General features: G+C 68.2%; 16 protein-coding genes and 2 pseudogenes. 8 read left to right on the forward strand and 10 right to left on the reverse strand.

The features are described 5' to 3' along the window. Positions 1–829 precede the first annotated feature (829 nt). Positions 830–2,278 (forward strand): MFS transporter, encoded by a 1,449-nt coding sequence (locus GKQ77_RS10580; protein ID WP_219688463.1) that lies wholly within the window; start codon positions 830–832, stop codon positions 2,276–2,278. A 286-nt stretch (positions 2,279–2,564) separates the two neighbouring features. Further along, entirely contained in the window at positions 2,565–4,094 is a 1,530-nt protein-coding gene (locus GKQ77_RS10585) for an MFS transporter (protein WP_219688464.1), read from the forward strand. Positions 4,095–4,687: 593 nt separating this feature from the next. Here the strand turns inward: GKQ77_RS10585 and GKQ77_RS10590 are convergent. Beyond that, entirely contained in the window at positions 4,688–5,488 is an 801-nt protein-coding gene (locus tag GKQ77_RS10590; RefSeq protein WP_219688465.1) for a bestrophin-like domain, read from the reverse strand. 1,312 nt (positions 5,489–6,800) lie between these two features. Here GKQ77_RS10590 and GKQ77_RS10595 point away from each other — a divergent pair. Then, positions 6,801–7,196, forward strand: a complete 396-nt coding sequence (locus GKQ77_RS10595) for a profilin (protein ID WP_219688466.1) — start codon at positions 6,801–6,803, stop codon at positions 7,194–7,196. Between the two features lie 258 nt (positions 7,197–7,454). On the opposite strand, the pseudogene GKQ77_RS34225 reads toward GKQ77_RS10595, so the two are convergent. The 7 genes and pseudogenes from GKQ77_RS34225 to GKQ77_RS10625 form a co-directional block, all read right to left on the reverse strand. After that, positions 7,455–8,258: pseudogene (locus GKQ77_RS34225) on the reverse strand (transposase); the annotation flags it as partial. Between the two features lie 14 nt (positions 8,259–8,272). Continuing rightward, complete coding sequence (locus tag GKQ77_RS10605) at positions 8,273–8,686, reverse strand: RacP protein (protein ID WP_219688468.1); 414 nt, start codon at positions 8,684–8,686, stop codon at positions 8,273–8,275. 6 nt (positions 8,687–8,692) lie between these two features. Then, positions 8,693–8,938: a DUF6192 family protein gene (locus tag GKQ77_RS33870; protein WP_308117616.1), complete on the reverse strand. Its 246-nt coding sequence runs from the start codon at positions 8,936–8,938 to the stop codon at positions 8,693–8,695. Further along, the gene (locus GKQ77_RS33875; RefSeq protein ID WP_308117617.1) at positions 8,922–9,425 is read right to left on the reverse strand and encodes a DUF6192 family protein; all 504 of its coding nucleotides are present in this window, start codon (positions 9,423–9,425) and stop codon (positions 8,922–8,924) included. The genes GKQ77_RS33870 and GKQ77_RS33875 overlap by 17 nt, the downstream gene beginning before the upstream one ends. Before the next feature lie 318 nt (positions 9,426–9,743). Beyond that, positions 9,744–10,056, reverse strand: a pseudogene (locus GKQ77_RS10615) (transposase); the annotation flags it as partial. A gap of 75 nt (positions 10,057–10,131) precedes the next feature. Beyond that, a complete protein-coding gene (locus tag GKQ77_RS10620; RefSeq protein ID WP_219688469.1) occupies positions 10,132–10,470 on the reverse strand; it encodes a thioredoxin family protein in 339 nt (112 codons plus the stop codon). Between the two features lie 291 nt (positions 10,471–10,761). After that, entirely contained in the window at positions 10,762–11,901 is a 1,140-nt protein-coding gene (locus GKQ77_RS10625) for a PucR-like N-terminal domain-containing protein (protein WP_219688470.1), read from the reverse strand. A gap of 87 nt (positions 11,902–11,988) precedes the next feature. Here GKQ77_RS10625 and GKQ77_RS10630 point away from each other — a divergent pair, with 87 nt between their 5' ends. The 4 genes from GKQ77_RS10630 (at position 11,989) to GKQ77_RS10645 (ending at position 16,596) form a co-directional block, all read left to right on the forward strand. Next, positions 11,989–13,044: a ferredoxin reductase gene (locus GKQ77_RS10630; protein ID WP_219688471.1), complete on the forward strand. Its 1,056-nt coding sequence runs from the start codon at positions 11,989–11,991 to the stop codon at positions 13,042–13,044. 7 nt (positions 13,045–13,051) lie between these two features. After that, complete coding sequence (locus GKQ77_RS10635; protein WP_219688472.1) at positions 13,052–14,170, forward strand: fatty acid desaturase family protein; 1,119 nt, start codon at positions 13,052–13,054, stop codon at positions 14,168–14,170. Between the two features lie 139 nt (positions 14,171–14,309). Beyond that, complete coding sequence (locus tag GKQ77_RS10640; RefSeq protein ID WP_219688473.1) at positions 14,310–14,741, forward strand: hypothetical protein; 432 nt, start codon at positions 14,310–14,312, stop codon at positions 14,739–14,741. Positions 14,742–15,669: 928 nt separating this feature from the next. Next, a complete protein-coding gene (locus GKQ77_RS10645; protein ID WP_219688474.1) occupies positions 15,670–16,596 on the forward strand; it encodes a hypothetical protein in 927 nt (308 codons plus the stop codon). A 1,228-nt stretch (positions 16,597–17,824) separates the two neighbouring features. On the opposite strand, the gene tpg is transcribed toward GKQ77_RS10645, so the two are convergent. Next, the gene (gene tpg / locus GKQ77_RS34230; protein WP_443728915.1) at positions 17,825–18,481 is read right to left on the reverse strand and encodes a telomere-protecting terminal protein Tpg; all 657 of its coding nucleotides are present in this window, start codon (positions 18,479–18,481) and stop codon (positions 17,825–17,827) included. Positions 18,482–18,773: 292 nt separating this feature from the next. Here tpg and GKQ77_RS10655 point away from each other — a divergent pair, with 292 nt between their 5' ends. After that, positions 18,774–19,466: a hypothetical protein gene (locus GKQ77_RS10655; RefSeq protein ID WP_219688475.1), complete on the forward strand. Its 693-nt coding sequence runs from the start codon at positions 18,774–18,776 to the stop codon at positions 19,464–19,466. Positions 19,467–19,670: 204 nt separating this feature from the next. Here the strand turns inward: GKQ77_RS10655 and GKQ77_RS10660 are convergent. Next, positions 19,671–19,934, reverse strand: a 264-nt coding sequence (locus GKQ77_RS10660; RefSeq protein ID WP_372459855.1) for a hypothetical protein, incomplete at its 5' end; no start/stop codon positions are given.

A 19,934-nucleotide genomic window follows, 5' to 3' on the forward strand; every position in this document is an offset into this window, starting at 1 on the left:
GGGTGGGGTGCGGAGTGTGTGCCCTCGCTGCCGACCCGGCCGATGCGGCAACAGCATGAACCGATGGGCGCCTGGCCAAGGAGAACCTCTGGCGAGAAGCCCAGGTCAGCCGAGCCACCATGAACAGAGCCCAGGACATCCTCGCCGAGTGGGACGCCCACATCGCCCAGCACGGGAAGACAACCCCGCGCGAAGCGCAACGCGACATGGCCCATCGCTGACCTGTGCAAGAAACTGACCGCAAAGACTCGGCAGTGCACCCGCTTGGAGAGGCAGCTTCCAGCGGCCGCCGTCGCCATCGCAGCCCTCCACCACGACAACGAAGCTTTCCGCGACGCACTCGGCGAAAGGGCCACCACCACTGTCGTCGGCATCGGGCCGCAGCGCAGGAGGACGAGATGACCCCAGCCGGAGCCGACGGGCCAGTCCAGCGAAAGCCACAAGTCACAACGACACTGCTCGCTTCCGCCATGCCCCCCTGCGACGGCGCTACGCGGGCAGGGCGGAGACGTGCATGGGATATTGCGTTGCACCAGCGTCCGGCGGTCTTCTAGCCTGTTTCAGTTCCGTCGGTGCCCGTTTCGGGGCCCGGCGCTGTGTTTCGAGGTGATGACGTATCTCCCAGGCCAAGTAGCCGCTCGTTCTGAGGCGCTCTTTCCGGTTGTTCGCTATGGCGGGCTTCTGACGCATGCCTCGACGGCGGTGCCCCCTCATGGCCTGGGCCCGTTGCACCCTGCTTTCCCCTGTCGCGCTGCCGGCGTGCGGGGGGCATGCCCAGGCCTGCCCCTTCCGCCCCTTTTCCTTCTGTACGCGAACAGGACTCCTCTCCGTGTCAATCGACACCCATACCACGGGCCATCCACGCCCCACCGGGACCGGCCGTGCTGCCACGATCACTCTGGTCGTGGTGCTGATCGCCGAGCTGATGAACGCGCTCGACGGCTCGATCGTCCACACCGCACTTCCGTCGATCCAGGCGGACACCGACGCGACGAGCGCCGCGGTGCAGTGGATCCCCGCCGCCTACACCCTCACCTTCGCGCTCGCCCTGATCACCGGCGGGCGCCTGGGTGACCTGTTCGGGCGCAAGCGGGTCTTCATCGCCGGTACCGCCGTCTTCACGCTGGCGTCGCTGCTGTGCGGGATCGCGACGAGCCCTGAGCTCTTGGTCGCCGCCCGGGCCGTCCAGGGCGCGGGCGCGGCGGCGATGGTGCCGCAGGTCATGGCCGTCATCGCGGTCACCTTCCAGGGAGAGTCCCAGGCCAAAGCGTTCGGCATGTACGGCATGATCATGTCGTTGGGCGGGGTACTGGGACCCGTCCTGGGTGCGGTCCTGACCGCCGCCGACATCGCCGGTCTCGGCTGGCGGGCAGTCTTCCTGATCAACCTGCCCATCGGCCTGGCCACCGTGCTCTTCGCCCTCCGGTTCATCCCGGAGTCCCGTGATCAGCAGGCCCGGTGCCTGGACCCGCTGGGCATGCTGCTCTGCGCCGCGGGCATGCTGCTGATCGCCTACCCGCTCACCGTGGGCGGCGAGGAGCACTGGCCCGCCTGGAGCTTCGGCATGCTCGCCGCAGGTGTGATCGTGCTGGCCGTGTTCGTTGCCCAGCAGCGGGCGAAGACCGCCAAAGACGGCTCCGCCTTGGTGGCGCTGTCCCTGTTCACGAGCAAGGTGTTCGCCGGCGGCCTCGCCGCGCAGCTGGTCTTCGGGCTGGTCTCCGGCGTGTTCCTGCTGACGTGGGTGCTGTTCATGCAGTTCGGCCTCGGCCTCACACCCGGGCAGTTCGCACCCGCCTCGGTCGCCATCTCCATCGGTGGCATGGCCGGCGCCATGCTCGCCTCCAAGTGGGCGGGCCGCCACCTGCGGCGCGTCCCGCAAGCCGGCGCGGTCCTCATCGCCGTCACCCTGGTCGGATACCAGCTGATGGTCTCCGCCGAGCAGACCGAGACTCCGTTCGCGGCCGCCGTCGCCCCGATGATCCTCCTCGGCGTCGGGTTCGGCATGGTCGGCGCGGGCCTTGCCGGTCTCACCCTCAGCCAGGTCGGCCACGAGGACGCAGGATCCGCGGCCGGACTGTTCAACACCGCCATGCAGCTCGGTACCGCGCTCGGTATCGCGATGGCCTCGGTGGTGTTCTTCAGCCACGCCCCTGCGGGCAGCCACGGCACCACCGTCACCCACGCCTTCGCGGGCAGCGTCTGGTACGTCATCGCCGCCCTCACGGCGATGTGGGCACTGATGTTCCGGCTCCCCAAGCCGGTCAAGGCCGCGGTCTGACCCACCGCCGGGATCCCGCCCTCACCGGGCGGGCCCCGGCTCCCGTCCCGTTTCCCCCTGGCGGACGTGCTCCGCCGCAGTCGATGTGAGGTGATGACGTATCGCCCAGGCCCGGTAGCCGTCCCCATTCCGGCACGGACAGCACCCTCGCGGTGCCGCACCGTTGTACCGGAAATGACGGCCCCCTCCTCGGCCTGGGCCCCTTCCTCTTCTTGTGCGCAGTCGGCGTACGCGGCGGCCCTGGCCTGCCCGCATCCCCGCACGCACCGGAACAGGAACCCTTCCCGTGTCTTACGGCACCCGCCAGACCACCAGCAGCCCGCCGCAGGGCGCAGTCCGCGCCGCAGGCCGAACCCGGGCCGTCACCCTCGCCGTCGTCCTGACCGCCGAGCTGATGAACGCGCTCGACGGCTCCGTCGTCTACACCGCCCTGCCCACCATCGCCGCCGACACCGGCGCCGGCACCGCGGCCCTCCAGTGGATCCACGCCGCCTACGCCCTGACCTTCGCCCTCGGCCTGATCACCGGCGGCCGGCTCGGCGACCTCTACGGCCGCAAGCGGATCTTCCTCGTCGGCACAGCCGTGTTCACCCTGGCCTCCCTGCTCTGTGGGGTCGCGACCGGCCCCGAGCTGTTGATCGCCGCCCGCGTGCTCCAGGGCGCGGCGGCCGCGGCGATGGTGCCCCAGGTCCTGGCCACCCTCCACGTCACCTTCGACGAAGGCTCCCGGGCAAAGGCATTCGGCCTGTACGGAACCGTCATGTCGCTGGGCAGCGTCGCCGGACCTGTCCTGGGTGGCGTGCTCACCCAAGCCGACCTCTTCGGCCTGAGCTGGCGCCCCATCTTCCTGATCAACCTGCCCATCGGGATTGCCGCCGTCCTCCTCGGCCGGCGCCACATCCCCGAGTCCCGCGACCACATCACCCGGCGCCTGGACCCACTCGGCATGCTCCTGTCCGCGCTCGGCCTGGTGCTGATCACACTTCCGCTGACGATGGGCGGCGAACACGGCTGGCCCGCCTGGCCGTTCGCCGTGATGAGCGCTGGTCTCCTCGTCCTGGCGGTGTTCGTGGCTCAGCGGAAGAGCAAGATGCGCAAAGATGGCTCGCCCCTGGTTGTCCTCTCTCTCTTCGCCGGCCGTGCCTTCAGCGCCGGGCTCGTCACCCAGCTGGCCTTCGGCCTCCTGTCGGGCGCTTTCTTCCTGTCCTGGGCCCTGTTCATGCAGGACGGCCTCGGTCTCACGCCGGGCCAGGCTGCGATCGGGTTCGTCGCCGCCTCCCTCGGAGAGATGGGCGGAGCCTGGCTCGCCATGAGCCTCGTCGCCCGCTACGGCCGTGCCGTCCCGCAGGCCGGAGCACTGCTCGCCGCCAGCGCTCTGGCTGGCTACCACTACCTCATCACCGCGGAAGGCACTGGCATGGGGACCGTTCTGGCCGCCCTCCCCATGCTCGCCGTCGGCCTTGGCCTCGGCATGATCGGTGCTCCACTCGCCGATCTCACCATCGGCAAGGTCGCCCACAAGGACGCCGGGTCGGCGTCCGGGCTTTTCAACACCGGCACCCAACTCGGCATCGCCCTCGGCACCGCTCTGACCACCGTGATCCTCTTTACGCACACCACCGTGGGCACCCGAGGCCGGGCCATGCACACCGCCTTCGCCGACAGCCTGTGGTACGTCGTCGGCACTCTCCTCGTGATGTGGGCGCTGATGCTCCTGCTCCCCCACGGACCCGCTGCAGCTGACGGGCGAGGGACGACGGTGCCGGGCACCGTCGTCCCTCTTGCGGGAGGCCATCCGACCCGGGCACGGCTGTGAACGGCCCTGCTTCACGGCCGGGAACCCACGCCTTAAGAGACATACGAACCGCGAAGAATCGCTCCATGACCCTCTGCTGCTGTCCGTGAAGGGGCAGCGCCTGGACGGGAAGTAAGGGCTCGATCCACACCCCGGCCCTGCACGAGAACACTGTGGCCGCCTCCGCGCTCTACAACGAGCCTGTGATGGAGATTGCCGGGGCGCCGCACGAGCTGATCCGCTGGACCTCCCGGTGCAGCGGGCGGGTCGCTGCCTGTCTGACCGAGTTGGAGCACGAGTACCAACCATCCGGAAATACCGGCAGGGGAATCTGTATGACTTCGTCAAACCCGGCGGGCGGCAGACTTCAGGCCCGCGTCGCCAGGAACACTGACGGCCTGGCCCGGTATGCCTGGGACGAGTGGCGACTCTGCCGTCGTTCGGCAAGGGCTGGTGGACATCCGCCGTACGACCAGTCCGCAAAGGTGCGCCGCGCTGCTCCATCGCCCGCTGAGGCGCCTCGCAGAGCATCTGGTAAGGCAGCCTCCGTACCCGGCCTTGGAGGTGATCACGGTGACGTGACGGGGCGTTGCCTTCTTTGGGGCGGCGGCACCTCAGGTGGTGCGACGCTTGCCCTGGTTGTCGCAGGGAAGGTCTGCTTGTGTGTGATGGGCGAGGAAGTCGCGGGTGGCCTGGCCTTCCACGTTGGTGATAGCGGTGGGCTCGATGTCGATGATGCCGCCGAAGGGCCGGTCGACGTCCCGGATGATGCACAACGTGGCGGTCAGGAGCGCGGTGATGACGGTGAGCGTGATGATCTGCCCACGGTTGTTGCGGCGGGGAATGCACGTGCCCAGGGCCATCACGGTGATGACCAGGGTGGCGAGCAGGAACCACAGGATCGCGCCGGGGATACTCGCGGTGGCCTGGGTCAGGCGCTCCTCACGCTCCTCGGAGCGCTTGGTGTCGGCGGACACCAGCATGCCGAAGACCGGTTTGCCCTCGACCTCGCGGAAAACGCGGCGCAGGTCGGTGGACCAGACACTGGGCGCTGGTGAGCCCTTCCCATCGCCCATCGCGGGCCATTCGCGCTCGCGTACGGCGCGGGCGTAGCAGACGGCATCTGCCTGGATCTTGGCCCGCTGTGCTTCGGGTGCGTACTCGGCGCTCTCCACGAGCTGGTCGACGGCCCGGGCCTCGCCGCGCGCGGCGACCTCGGCCTTGCCGTAGGAGCCGTTGGCGGTAACCAGGACGAAGGCCAATAGCAGCACAGTCAGCGTCAGCAGCGGGCCGACCAGGTCCTTGACACACATCCCGGCGTCGTCGTCCTCACGCACGAGCCGGGGCCGCAGGAAACGGTTGGCGGCCAGCCCCGCCAGCAGAGCCAGGACAGCGACGACGATGATCAGGATCACGAACGGCCACCTCCGAGTGGGGGTCAGTTGCGCCCCTGAGGCACAGGCGCCTGGATCATGTCCCACGCGGTATGCCACCCGTACCAACAAAGCGTCTCTTCACCTTCGAACGAGCGAACTGTTCTGACCCGGCAAGCCCCACACCGCAGCCCGGCGCCGCTCACACCGTCCCCGGGCGAACTTCTCTGGCTGGCAGTGCCCTTCTGTCGCCCACCACGGTGTTAGAGCCTGATTTAGAAGCCCCTGCATGTATGCCGTGGCGGTTCGGTTTGCCGTGGGTATGGCTGCGGACGATGCTTGAGGTATGGGTCAACATGCCGATGTCGCGCCGCCATCTCCGGGCAGCGAAATCGGCGTGGACTATTAGGTGCTTGTGGACCGCAACGAAATTCTCATCCCGAATGCGTTTGTTGGTTCTGCGCTGGTCAGCCGAACCTATGAGTCCTGCGTTTGAGTGATGGGCCGCCGGTCGCGGAGCGACGGGCCGCGCGCCTCCGTAGCGTCCTCGGATACAACGACGAACAATTCCCGGCACCTGGTGCGCAAGCCCGTGGCCAAAGCAGTTGCACTGACCGTCGGAAGCGTGGTGTTGCCGGTGACACTAGCCTCTCCGGCAAACGCCGCGGACACCCGCGTAAGTGGCGTCACGTTCACGACCGCGGGAGAGCATTACTGCGAGCTGCCGAGGGGCGACCTCACGGACTCCGTCACCCTCATAGGTGCCGGGGTGCCGGGGTGGCGGTGGCTTCGGCACTGGGGGTGGCGGCGCAGGCGGCAGCAGCCCCGCCCGGGGCGGCTCGGGCGACGGTGGTAAGGGCGGGCTCAACTACGCCAGCTTCGGAGGCAACACCGCCGGCGCCGGTGGCCGAGCCGGCGGTGGCAGTGTGACCGGGCCTGGTGGCCACCGAGGCCACCACGGCGAAGACGGCCACGCGGGGTGCGCTGTCATCCGCTTCCACTAGAGCGTCGGCTGCGACGGCCGCCCGACCCCGCTGGGCGCCGCGTTCGTGGAGTACGGGCGGATCGCCGAGACGGCCCTGGAGTCCTAGCTCAGACACCAGCCGCAATGTAGCCGGGCGATCACGTGCTCGCCGCTGCGGTGGTCTACTCGTCATGCTCGCGGAGCATCCGCATGGCGGTGGCGGGCGAAGGGGTGCTGGCCGTCCTTCGCGCCGGTGGTGAACGCCAACCACGGTTCGATTGACCCCCGCGGCCGGAAACGCCCGCACCGATTAGCGCCGTGTCAAATCAGGGTAAGGACCTCAGCCCTGCAGAGGGGGCGGCATTCAAACGCGCGAGCGAGAAGCACACTATGGGCAACTGGCAAGCATACGTGGGCACGAGCCTTGTGGGCACCGGCCACGTGAGCCAGGGTGCGATCTTCAGTCTCGACGGCCAGGAGTGGGCGTCCAGCCCAGACCTCCACATCACGCAGGACGAGGCCAACCGCATCATCGCGGCACTTAACGGCGAGACGAAAGCCAAGGATCAGCTCTTCTCGAAAGGCCTGTTCCTTGCCGGCCAGAGGTACGTGATGGCGAGGTGTGAGGACCGCACAATCTACGGCCGGACTGGGCGCGGGGGAGCCGCCATCGCGAAGTCGAAACAAGCAGTCATCATTGGCATCCACAACGAGGAGATGATGGCAGGAAATGCCTCATCTACCGTCGAGAGTCTCGCTGACTACCTCATTGACCAGGGCCACTGACCAGAGAGCCACCGCGAACCGGCGCCCCGGGTCGGTCGAAGTCGCGAAAGCCTATTTCGACCAACCCTTCGCAGCGCCGGAGGCTTGACCCGACGGGATAGCCGGTACTGTCGATGCCCAGTCGCAGACCCTTCGTTCCCAGTCCTGTCGGGCCGTAGGGGATGTGGCACACCGGCGGGTTACTTGTTCCCCGGTGTCTGCGCTAGGACTTCGGAGCCGTGTCTGGGTTCGATGACCGGGCAACTGCGACAGCTGCCGCGCACGACCCGCAGGACGAGGACGAGGACGAGGACGAGGGCTGGGACGACGAGTAGGACCGCTGTTCAGGCCGCTTTCTGGGCTTCTCCCGGCCGTGGGCGGGCTGCGGTGGGATAGACGGGCTGGTGGGCGAGGCGCCGGGCCATCAGTTTGATCGCCGCGAGGTTGATCATCGCTTCGGAGCTTTCGGCAGGCGCTCGTGGTCCCTGACCAGGCGTCGGGTGTGCATCACCCACCCCCAAGACCGTTCCACAATCCATCTGCGCGGCTGGACGATGCAACCTTTGGCCTCTTTGGGCTTGCTCACGGTCTTGATAGTGAGTTTCAGCTCGGACCTGGCCCACTCGGTGAACGGGCCCCGGTAGGCGGAGTCCGCCCAGACGATGGCGAGTTCGGGGTGCGGGCGGCGGGCGGCGGGCGCGGATGAGGAGTTCTGTGCTTGCCGACGGTGTCGGATGCCTCGACCGACTGGGAGTCGAGGACCGTGGCCACCGCGTTGGGGGAGGTGCCCATCTGGCACCTGACCTCGCGCCGCGACCGGTCGCGGATCCGGTGCCAGGCCCCGGACTTGATCCATCGGCGAAAGAACCCGTAGACCGTCTGATGCGGGGGAAAGTCCGCAGGCAGAGCCCGCAAGCGGCAGCCCTCGGACACCACATACCGCAGGGCATCGATGATCTCCCGGCGCGGATGCTTCTCCGGCCCGCCGCCGGCCGGCCTCGTGCAGGCCGGTGGCGGAAACAAAGGCTCGATGACCGACAATTCCGCATCGGTGGTGTCCGAGGGGTAGCGTCGGCGCCGCATCCGCGCGTCCCCTTTCAGGCGATCAGGTCGAGGGTGGCCTCGACCGCCTTGATCTGGGTGATGCCGTACTGCACCCGCTTGTCGTCGGGGGCGTGTGCAGCGTGCGGGGCGATGGTGGCGTTAGCCAGGCGGTGGGCCTCAGTCAGTAGTTCACGGATGCGGCTCACCTCGAACCGTTCCAGCTCATCGGGGTCGACGGTGAACATGTACAAGCCGTCTTGGCGGCTGTAGATCAGGGGCAGCCAGCCGTTCTTGGTGATGGTGTCCCGCAGCATCGCCAGCCCGTCGCGGGCCTGAGCGCGGGTGAGTTCGCAGGTCGCCATCAGCTGACCGAAGTCCAGTCCGGCCGGGCGGGCCTCCATCAGGATGCGGCGGATGCACTCGCTATGTCGCTGGGCGGCATCACCCTTGCGACGTGAACGCGCCATGGCCAGTCACTCGCCCCGCAGCAGGCGGGCCAGCTCCTCATCCATATCGGTCTCGCCGGTCGAGACCTCGTGCTCCACCCAGTCACACGCGGCCCGCACACGCGACAGGTTGTGCCCGATTACTTCCCGCGCGTCCTCGGACAGTTCCCGGTCCCGCACCAGCGGCACCAGGCGGCTGGTGGAAGCCACGAACTTGTGGCAGGCGCCCACCAGATCCAGGAACTCCAGCGTGCGGTCAATCGCCCGCACCACCGGAGCCACCGGATTCTCTCCCTGGCCCGGGAACCGGGCCCTCGGCAGCCTCCTCAAGCTGCCTCCACCGGTCGTTCTGCGCCTTGTTGAACAGGTGCCGGACCGTGTCATCTCCAGCGGCCCGGAAGGCCACCGCGGGACGGCGCAGGAAGTCGGCCGCCACCCTCGCGGGCACCTGCTCATCGACGGCCGGGTCGTGGATGGCCTCGACCTTCTCCTGGACGAACTGCGGGGTGTCCACCTGCCAGCCCACCTGCCGCTTCGCCGCATCACCCGTCCACTGGCGCTTCCAGGTGCGCGGGTGCTTGGGCGGGGTGACGATCCGCTCGAAGCGGTCCTCCAGCTTCTCCAGGATGCGGTGGATCTCGAATGAGACACCCTCCGCCCGGTGTTCGGGCGGCCACTTGCTGGCCGTCTGCCGGGCGGTCCGCACCTGGCTGTAGGAGACGTTGATGTCCTCGGAGAACATCTCCAGCGTCGCACGCACACCCCTAAGGGTTCCTCCTCCGTGGCGGGCTGTGAGCCGCCGTGCGGACGGAGCGGCTCTATCTCCAAGGCATCGTCCCTGATTTTGACCTGGATCTTCGTCTCATCCAGAACGAGCTGCCGGTCCTCGGCGACAAGCTCCTCGTACCGCGCGCGTGACGCTCCCGACCTTCGAGCCTGCGGACATCGCGCCCACCTCCACAACGGGCCCGAGCACGGCCCCCAGTGGCCATGGGGAGGAACCCAGGCCCGCCCGCCACCGGCAGCATCCGACTGCCGTCTCCCAGGCGAAGGCGCACCACCACAGCACGTGAGGCACCCGCAAGCAGAGGATGCTGCAGGCGAGTTGGAGTAGTCCGAGGTGTAGGTCGGCTCGTATCTCATAGCGGGTCCGCAGGCGTTTGAACTGGTGAAGCCAGGCGAAGGCGCGCTCGACGACCCACCTGATCTTGCCCAGGTCGGATCCGTGGGCGGTTCCTTGCGGGCGATCGTAGGGGTGGTCCCGCGGGACGGGAGGTCCTAGCCGCGATCGGGGAACAGCCGCCGTGGGCGGTGACGGGGCCTGCCGCCAGGCTGCGGATGCGGGGTATCGCGCCCAGCAAGGGTACGAGCTGGGTGACGTCAGGTCGACTGGCGAAGCCCGGTGTGAGCCCCCTGTCAGAACCCGGACATGCGAGCCGTCGATCGCGGCGTGCCGCAGCGGCCGCTCAGAGATGGCCGTCCAGGACCTTCCGTACCTCGGTGACGGTCACAGGCCCTGTGCCGTGCGCCACCACCTCGCCCTCCTTCAGCAGGACGTAGGACGGGGCTCCGGTGATCCCGTATCGCTCGGTTGCGGCCGGACAGCGTGTGATGTCGGCGCGGACGGCTGTCAGGCGGCCCGTGTAGTGGTCGGCGATGTCACTGACGACTTGGTCCATCACCTGGCAGGGCTCGATTGCCTTGGGCCATGTCCCGGTGAAGTATGCGAGGACCGGAACTCCGCTCATCTTGAGGATGAAATCGAACTCCGCGTCCTCACGGGGGCGGTGAACCCGCTTCGACATGGAAGCTCCTGACCTCTCGTTCCGTCATTTCCCTCCCCATCATCTCCCGCGCGGTGTGCCAGGCCGGCCCGGTCGGTCGCTCCGTTGACCTGTCGGAGGACGGGCCCGGGCCCGGCCGCCCCGTCGGTCACCCAGAGGCCGTGAAAGCCTGATACCGCTCTTCCCCGGGCCGCATGCGCCGGCTGACGGCACCGCGCACCCGAGAGCCAGGCACGATTGTTGGACCGCTCGCGGACGCGGTCGTGGACGGTCGGCATACGCGTCAGCTGCCTCGAAGGCCGACCGCCGGCGTCAGCTGATCCGAAGGCCGACCGCCAGCGTCAGTTCAAGGACCCGGTGTGGCGAGGTGAGATCCGGAAACAGCTCCCGCAACTGCGACATCCGGTACCGGACTGTCTGGGGATGGACGAACAACGCCGCCGCCACTTCGTCCCGTCTGCCCTGGTGCAGCAGCCACGTCCGCAAGGTCTCCTCCAGCCGCCGTGCGGTGGCGGCAGGCAGGGTCTGCAAGGGTGCGAGGGCTCGGGCACGCAGGTCTGTGAACGCCTCCACGTCGGCGCTCAGCACCAGCTCGGGCAGGTGGTCCTCGGTGTCGCGGATATCAGCGGAGAGGGAGCGCGCGCGTACGGCTCGTGCGTAGGAGGCGGACGCGCGAGCCCATGGCCGGGCCGGGCCGACCACCGCGGTGCGGTCGGTCAGCTGCCGCAACAGATGTGATCGGTCGGCGTCGGCGACGAGCAGGACACCGGTGGCGTCCGGCAGATCGTCCAGGACGAGGGTGCCCGGGTCGAGTGCGCGGTAGGCAGGCCGGGCCTGGGCGGCGGGCAGCAGGACCGCGGTCAGCGAAACCGGAGGCTGCCAGCCAGCCCGTTGAGCGGAGGCCATCAGCACATCCGGGCTCGCGCCGGCGAGGAGGTCGCGGGCCAGCTGTTCCAGGTGGCGCTCGTGGGCCCTGCCCCGGGCGGCCAGTTCGTCGGCATGGCCCGCCGCGCTCGCGGCGGAGAGCTCGTCGATGTAGGCGAAGGTCAGCTCGGCGAACTTGGCGACCTCGGCGGCGGGCAGACCTGCGGGCACGGCACCTGCTGCCAGGCATCGCCAGGCCACGCGGGCGCCGACGCGGTAGGCGCTGAGCAGGGCGTCCATCGAACGGCCGTCGCGTACCTCGCCGCGGCCCAGCTCGTAAGCTGCGTCGCCGGCGTCGCCGCCCGTGGTGTTCCCGCTCGCGAGGTCCAGGTAGTGGCCCAGGGCGGTGCGGACGGATCGGCGGATGGTGGCGCCCATGCGGCCCGAAAGGGCGTTGGCGTAGGAGGGGACCTCGTCGATGATCGCTTGGACGACTTCGTCGGCGGTGGTCTTCAGTGCGGCCCGAAGTGCGGTGACCGTCGTCTCATCCAGGGCCAGTTCGCTGGCCCTCCGGATTGCATGGCTCACGTTTTTGTTCCCTGCGAACAATTCAGTCGACCAGATTTACGTCCTGCGGTCAGGACTTTACGCCTTGAGGCGCAGCAAGCTGGAGTCATGATGAGTGCAGCCCTCCGCAGCAGGGCGTGGAAACTGCTGGAGACGGTCACGACACCACTGCTGCCGTCGGACTACCTCGACCTGGTCAGCCCGCTGCGTGCGGGCGCTGACCTGCGTGGACGCATCGAGGCCGTGCACCCCGAGACGGGTGACGCCGCGACGATCGTGATCAGGCCGGGGCGGGACTGGCGTGGCCACACAGCCGGTCAGTACGTGCGGATCGGAGTCGACGTCGACGGGGTGCGCCTGTGGCGTGCCTACTCCCTCACCTCGCCGACAAACCGCCCCGATGGCCGCGTCACGATCACCGTGAAGGCGATCCCGGACGGCAAGGTCAGCAACCACCTGGTGCGCAGGGCGAAACCGGGCACGCTGATCCACCTCGACCAGCCGGCCGGTGACTTCGTGCTGCCAAAGACCAAGCCCGCCAAGGTGCTCTACCTGACGGCCGGCAGCGGCATCACGCCCGTGATGGGCATGTTGCGCGACACCGAGTTCGACGACGTCGCCATGATCCACTGCGCCCCGCGCCCGCAGGACGTGATCTTCCGCAGCGAACTGCACGACCTGGTCGCGGACAAGAAGCTGCGGCTCACCGAGGTGCACACCGACACAGACGGCACGCTCGACATCGCCCGTCTCGACGCACTCGTGCCCGACTGGGCCGAGCGCGAGACCTGGGCGTGTGGGCCCGCGGGCCTGCTGGACGCCGCCGAAAAGCACTGGGCCGACCACGGCGTCCCGGACCGCCTGCACACCGAACGCTTCCGCCCCAGCATCCTCCTCTCCGGTGACGGCGGCGAGGTCACGTTCAGCGCCACCGGCAAGAGGGTCGACGCGGACGGCGCCACGCCGTTGCTGGACATCGGCGAGGAGGCCGGCGTGCTCATGCCCTCCGGGTGCCGCATGGGTATCTGCTTCGGCTGCGTCACGCCGCTCAAGGCGGGCGCCGTCCGCGACCTGCGCACCGGCGAGATCACCGAGGCCGAGCCGGGCGTCCTTATCCAGACCTGCGTGTCCGCCGCGGCGGGCCCCTGCGACATCGAACGGTAGGAGCACCTTGACCGCCATCGACCCCACCGCCCACCTGACCGTGGAGCAGATCGAGGAGCTCGGCCGTGAGCTGGACGCGATCCGCGACGAGGTGATCGCCAGTCGCGGAGAGAAGGACGCCGCCTACATCCGCAAGGTCATCTCGGCACAGCGCAAGCTGGAGCTGGCCAGCAGGGGCGTGCTGCTGTTCTCGCTCTTCCCGCCGGCGTGGCTGATCGGCACCGCCGGCCTGTCCGTGGCGAAGATCATGGACAACATGGAGATCGGCCACAACATCCTGCACGGCCAGTGGGACTGGATGCGAGACCCGAAGATCCACTCCACCACCTGGGAATGGGATCACGTCTCCCCGGCCGACCAGTGGAAGCACTCGCACAACGAGCTGCACCACACGTACACCAACGTGATCGGCAAGGACAACGACCTCGGCTACGGCATCATGCGCGTCGACGAGGACCAGAAGTGGCACCCCTTCCACCTCGGCCAGCCGCTGTGGAACTTCATCAACGCCTGCTTCTTCGAGTACGGCATCGCAGCGTACGACCTGGAGCTCGGCAACAACCTGCCCAAGCACCGCCGCAAGAACCCCAAGTTCCGCGCGCGGGCCAAGGCCGTGGGCCGCAAGATCCGCAAGCAGGTGCTCAAGGACTACGTGATCCACCCGCTGCTCTCGGGCCCGTCATTCCTCACCACGCTCGGCGCCACGTTCACCGCGAACGTGGTCCGCAACATCTGGACCCACTCGGTGATCATGTGCGGGCACTTCCCCGAGGGCGTACGGGTCTTCGAGCGCCGGTCGATCGAGGGCGAGACACGCGGACAGTGGTACCTGCGCCAGATGATGGGCTCGGCGAACATCAGCGGCAGCAAGGCCATGCACTTCATGACCGGCAACCTGTCGCACCAGATCGAGCACCACCTGTTCCCGGACCTGCCGAGCAACCGGTACGCCGAGGTCGCGGTGAAGGTCCGCGCACTGTTCGAAAAGTATGAGCTGGAGTACGTCACCGGCCCACTGCCCAAGCAGGTGTACTCCGCCTGGCACAAGGTCTTCCGGCTCTCGCTGCCGAACAAGAAGCCCACGGCCAAAACGCCGGTCCGCGAGCGGGAGCTCATTGCGGCTTGAGAGCCCGCACGCAACTCGACATCACCGGCATCAAACGGCTCCAGACCATGCCACCGCCGCGACAGCAGACGCCACCCTCGAAGGCATCGCGCTGGTCCGGCTTCCGCTTGCCGGACAGCTGAAGTACCCACGCTCCCCGATGTCCACGTTCCTGGCCCGCCACCTTCGCCACCCCGAACGCATCATCGCCTCCTACCTCCAGTACATCCGCGGTCTGCCACACCCCGTCCAGCCGTTGAACGAACGCCGCCTCGACTACGCCGCTCTCGGCCACACCATCGACTACCGGCTGCGCCTGAGCCTCGGCTCCGCCCCGGGGCCCGCCGCGATCGCCGGCGTCGAACTGATCGGCAGCGACCTTCCCATTGACGGAGCACCTGCCCGTGCGGTGCGCGCCGATCTCCACATGATCGGAACCAGCGCTCTGGGCCGCCTCCATGCACACCTGACAGATGCTTCCCGACAACTCGACGACGACGCTTTGACCAGGCTGTGCTTCGTCACCGGCTTCTTCGAAGCCGTTTACCGAAACGGCTCTTCTCCCGCAAGCGCAACCTCCTCGCCCAGGTAGACGAGCACACCACCGTCACAGGCGTGACCAGTGCCGTGCCGAGCTACGTCCTCGACGACATCGAAGAGCAGATGAAGGTCGCAGAAGAGCCTCCAGCGCGGTGAACTGGAGCTGACCTACACCGTCGCCGGACCCGAGGCGCTGGCATCGATCGTGGAGCACCCGGAGGCCATAGCCCACGTCGACGGCCACCGGCGAACCGGCGTAAACGTGGCTTCCTTCACCCTGGTCGCTGTGCGTGGTGAAGGCGTACGCGGCCGGGCGATGCAAGCGCCCTATCCGAGGATACGGGCTCTCCTGCGTGCCGTCGGTGACGCCTCGTACGAGGCGGACGAGTCAGGAGACGTGCGGTTTTGCATGACAGGCATGGGGACTATACTTTCCCGTCAAAGACGAGGGCTGCATATGCCGCAACCCCCGTGGATTCGGCCATCTCTGTGCACACCGGGGAAGGCGAGACGCCGAGGAAGTATCTCGTCGTTGCGTCGTTCTACCTGACCCGGCCCTGTGGGACGTGCCTCGACATGCCCTGGGTGGCGGAGGACGCCAAGAGCCCTTCTGCTGCTGGTAACGAGAACCCGCAGTTCAGAGCCTGTAGAAGCCGGAAAGTTCAAAGATGGCGAATTCGTGTCAAAATTGGTCGGCCTCATCGGCGAATATCGGTTAAACGAAATTTCAAGGGGATGTTTTCTCCTGCATTTAGCATACTGCCCCATCAGGTGATTGTTGGCCGAAATCGGGCATCTTGTTCCATTACAAATACCTGGACATGCGTGTCTTATGGAGGTAGCGCGTAATTCTCGGACGGTCGCACGGCATGCGGCGCGGGAAATTGTTCGAGGGAAATTACTCCTTTTTTGGGTGTCGTGCCAGCCTGATTTCGCGCCTCGGATCGACCCGTGCTTCACCCGAGCCAGAGGAACACACCGTGAACAGGAAACAGACCACCGCTCTCTTCGCCCTCCCGAGTCTCTTCGCCGGCGCGGCACTTTTCATCGGCACCCCTGCCGGGGCCTCTGCCCTGGCGTGTACCGCAGGCACTGCGGGCGTTGCGGGTGCCAACGGCACCGCCGCCCACCCCGCGGGTTTCCCTGGCACCGCGGGCGGTGCTGCGACCGGAACGGGCAACTGCGCGGGTGGTGCTGGCGGCCCCGGCGGCAACGGCTTCTCCACCGGGGTCGGCGGCGCGGGCGGCAATGGCGGGACCGGCGTGGGCAGCGGATCCGGCGGAGCAGGTGCCACTGGGGGCACTGGCGGCTCCAGCGGTGCTGCGGGCGGTAAGGGTGGCGCCGGCGCCACCGGCGGTCTCAACGGCGCGGGTGGCGCGGGTGGTGCGGGTGGTGCGGGCACCAACGTCAGTGCGGGCGGCATCGGAGGTGCCGGCGGGAACTCCGGTGCCAGCGCCGGAGCCGGCGGCCAAGGCGGCCTGGGCGGCGTCGGTGGTTCGACCGGTGGCGCGGGCAGCAACGCCGGCAACGGCGGCATCGGCCACGGCGGCGGCAAGGGCGGTAACGGCGGCGCGGGCGGCACCAACAACTTCGGCAACGGAGGGAAGGGCGGCAATGCCGGAATGGGCGGCAACGGCAGCTCCGGCGGGGCTTACCCCGGTGGCGCCGCGGGCATCGGCGGGGCCGGTGGCGTGAGTTCTGGAGGGATTGCCAACTCGGGCGGCAACGGCGGCATCGGCGGCAACGGCGGTGTGAAGTCGGGTGCCAGCGTTGATGGCACCTGCGGGATCGGCGGCGCTGGCGGCAACGCCACGGGGGGCACGCTCTTCCGCGGCGGGACCGGTGGAGCCGGTGGAACGTTCGGCGCGGGCAGCCCCTGCGCGAGCGGCGCCAACGGAACACCGTGACCTTGCCCCACCAGGTGCTCGCCTCATCACGCCGCCAGGCCACATGGCTCGGTCTCGGGACGTGACGGTTGGACCCTGTCCCCGCCACTGAGAGTCGATGGGCTGACTCTCAGTGGCGGCGTACACCCAGGACTGGCACCCACACGGCCAAAAAGACCGTCTTCGTTGCGGTCAGCGGGAAGTGATCGTCTGTAGCGGGAACCTCAACACGCTCGTGCCAGCCCTACGCGACGCCCGCCAGCACTGAGCTCCCGCTGTGTGCAATACGCGATCGCCGCGCACCGCAACGCAACTGGTCCCGGCCAGCCCCACCGAGTTCCTGGGGAAGCCGGGTTCTGCGTCAACCAGTACGCCCATGCTCAGCCACCGCCCCCGCGAAGTGACACACAGCCGTGAGCCCAGATGTGCTCGTGCGGGCCAAGGGAGCTGCGGCCTGCGTACTCCGCCGGGTCCTCGTCGCCGTCCCGCACCGCCTTCTGCACGGCCTGTTCGACCTCATGGCGCGGCTGGCCGGTGGCTTTGGTGTGCGCGGTGACGGCGGCCTGGATGCGGCCTCTCGGTTTGGGGTCGGTGGTGGTGAGAGTCGGTGTTGGTGGTCTGGTGGTTGTTGTTTTGGTGCTGGTCAGCAGGTTGTGAAGGCAGGGCTGACACTGTCATGAGGTGAGAGATTGATGGCTGGGATCGCTGTCGTGGGGCTTTATCTCATGGCGGCTGATGTTGTCTCATGTTCGTGAGTTCTGATCCCCTGGGGTGGGCTGGGCCGGTGTGATCGTGGGGTGGATCAGGACGTAAGGGCCGGCCGTGGGGCTGTACTGCCCCGGGGGTTGGTGGTGCGTCGTCTGCTGGAGCGGCAGCAGGCGGGGGAGCTGTCGACGCGGCATGTGCGTGCGGTCGCTGAGACGGTGGGTGTTTCTGCGGCGCCTACCCCGTACCGCCCTGGGCCAGCGTCTTCCTGCGGGCCGCGGCCTGCTTCACCCGGCTCGTCTCCGGCGAGGACCAGGAGCTGCTTGCCGCGCCAGGTGACCGTGGGCACCTGCTGCGCGTGGCGGAGGCGGCCAGGCTGCGCCCACCCCAGCCGCCCGCGACCCGCCGCAAAGGCCCGGTCGGCCGTGTGGAGTGGGACTGGCGAGAGCGGCAGGAAGCCGGGCAGTACGAAGCGGTGCCGGCCAGTCGCGTCAAGCCCTCACGACGCTGAACACCCTGACGCGTTTTGCTCGAAGAAGCAGGCTCATCCGATGGAGAAGTCGGCGAATTCGACGTCGCTGAAGGTGATGTGCAGACCGTGGGCCCGGCGGCCCCCGTCACGGAAGTAGGCGTGCCCCAGCGCGCGGGCGAGGATCGCCGTCTGCTGCTGCTCGCCTGCGCCGGCGTCCCGGGCGGCGAACAGCTCCCCGGCTACCTCTCCCGGCAGGCCCTGGGCGATCCACCGCACCCGCGGGTCGTCCGAGGTCCCTGCCGATGCGGCGAACCCGAATCGCGCCCGGGTATGGAAGACGAAGCCCTCCGCCTCGGCCTGGGCACGCAGGCGTACCCGTACCCGGGGCTGCCACCGAGCCAGGACTGCTTCCTCGATCACCCGGACCTGCGTCGGTCCTGGAAGACGACGCGCTCCTGAATTATTCGTCACCCACCGCTGTACGGTGCGCTGCGAAACCCCCAGCACGGTGGCCACCCCCCCCGGGTGGAACCACGGTGCGCTGCCAGCAAAAACCGCAGACGGGCCTCGGTGCTTGAAGGAACGGGGCGGGTACGCAACGCGCGCTCCAATCCCTGCTCGATCTGTCCCACGTCCGCCTTTCCCAGCGGTCAGCCGACAGAGCCGGCACCTGCAGTTCGCCGCCTCAGTTCTCCCACGTCGTCCGCCCCCGCCTGCCAGTTTCCGCATTCTTGGGACAGCGCTGGCTGAGGCAAGCTACGAGCCCGTCCCGTACGCGGAGAGCACCACCGCCTCGTCGTCGCCGATGAAGCGAAGAGCCGGCGGCCGAGCCGGTATCCTGCCCGCAGGGCTGACGTCCCGGGCTTCGCCGACGCCCACACCGCACCCGGACACCCCCACTGCCCGGAACATTGGTGGAAGGTCTTCCGGGACCAACGGACCGCTTGCCGAGCACCTTGACGATCCATCGAGCCGGGGTTGCCGTGTGGGGGCGAGGACCCGGTGCCGAGAGGACCCGTCCATGACCAAACGCACGACCGAGCAGCAGCGCGCCCGAGAACTCCAGCGCACCGCACGCGAGCAGGGAACAGACCTCAGCTACCACGAAGCCCTCAACCGGGTACGCGCCACCGCCGAAGCGCAGGCCGAGAATCCAGGCCTGATCGCTGTTGCCGTGCCGCACGATCACTGCGTCATGCGCTTCCCCACGGATGCGAACCCCGAGAGCATCCGCAGGGCGGTCACGCCGACTCCCGCAGCCGAAGTCGAGCTCGCCAACGAGCTCCTGCAGCGCAGGAACGCTCTGATGGACAACCACTCCAAGACGGAGATCATGGCCATGATCCTCAGGAGGTGGCGCGTTTCGCGCGCGGATCTCGCACGCTGCACCAAGCAGGAGCTCGCCAACGATCTGGTGCAGAGCGAGGACGGCCGCGAACGTTACGAGGCGTACGGGCGGGTAGCCCTGATCAACGGCAGGCCGACGCGCGACTCACGATCTCTTTGCGGGGGTGTCGGCTGCCCCGGCCACGACAGCGCGACGCCCTGGCCGGAAACCCGCGCGCTTCCGTGCCCAAGAGCCCTGCACTGTCGCCCAGTAGCTTCCACTGGTCACTGGCCTATACGGCCCGCCGCCGTTCTCGCTCTGGGACACTGCAGGCCACCCCGAAAGGGTCGAAGCTGCCCGCACGCCCGATGGCGCCTGGACGGCTGACCGACGGCAGCGGGGCCGGGCAGGATCACCCTGCCCGGCCCCGCTGCTGGTTCCCAGCTGCCTCACCGACTGAGGCAGATACGCAGCCCCACGCGAACTCGAGGACGTCCAGGAAGACGGTCTCCAGCTGCTCCTCCCAACCGCCTCCATCCGCTCCAGGATGACCAGGGTCTCGGGCTGCCCGATCAGCGCGTACCGGCCGTGCTAGGCGGTCCTGCTGCCCAGCCCGTACGCGCCCAACAGCTCCTCCAGGCGGGCGCGGTGCTCCTCCACGAACGTCTCCAGGCGCTCAATGTGCCCCTCGCGTGCCCCGCTGCGCACCCCGCCCAGCGCCACGTCCAGGACCTCACCGGCCGACCGGTGATGCTCCGCCCGGTGCAGCCAGGGCCCAACGTGCGCGGCCGCCAGGCAGTTGGCTATGTCAAGGATCTGACGAACCAGCAAGAACATCTGTATTCCGTGCTGAAC

Source organism: Streptomyces anatolicus, assembly GCF_019400875.1.
GTDB classification, from domain to species: Bacteria; Actinomycetota; Actinomycetes; order Streptomycetales; family Streptomycetaceae; genus Streptomyces; species Streptomyces anatolicus.